Source organism: Kitasatospora sp. MY 5-36, assembly GCF_001182915.1.
Lineage (GTDB): Bacteria > Actinomycetota > Actinomycetes > Streptomycetales > Streptomycetaceae > Kitasatospora.
In genome coordinates this window covers 1-504 of the sequence record NZ_LFVW01001460.1, presented here as the reverse complement: position 1 = coordinate 504, position 504 = coordinate 1, and the positions used below count along the sequence as shown (strand labels likewise).

The 504-nt window shown below is 80.2% G+C and carries 1 pseudogene; it reads left to right on the top strand.

Annotated features, from left to right (window positions below):
* Nucleotides 1–504: pseudogene (locus tag AE652_RS42935) on the top strand (hypothetical protein); the annotation flags it as partial.

The window sequence follows — 504 nt, the reverse complement described above, 5'->3', positions numbered from 1 at the left end:
GTGCCGGCCCGGGCGACGAGCGCCGCGCCCGGGCGCTGGTGCCGTGGCTGCTGGAGCAGGCGGCGCTGCGCGGGCACTCCGCCCTGGAGCTGGCCGAGGTGGCGGTCGGGCTCGACCGGCTCCGGATGCCCGAGCCGGCCACCGCGATCCAGGCCGCCGTCGAGGACGGGCGGGTGCTCTCCTTCCAGGAGGAGCTGGCCGGCCCCGAGGCGCACGCGGCGGGGGGCGACGAGGAGGCCGAGGCGCCGACCCGGACGCTGCTCGCCCTGGCCGGGCTGGCGATGGCCGAGGACAGCCTCGCCGAGAAGCTGCTCCAGCTGATGGCCACCTTCGTGCCGGGCGAGGACGCCGAGGAGGCCGGGGACGCCGACGATTCCGAGGACGCGGAGGCCGGGGCGGAGGCCGCCGAGGGCTCCGCCCAGCAGCCCCCCGCCGCCCCCGGCCCGGCCGCCTGGGCGGCCGCCGCCGAGGCCGCGTCGTCCTCCTCCGCGACCGCCCTGATCA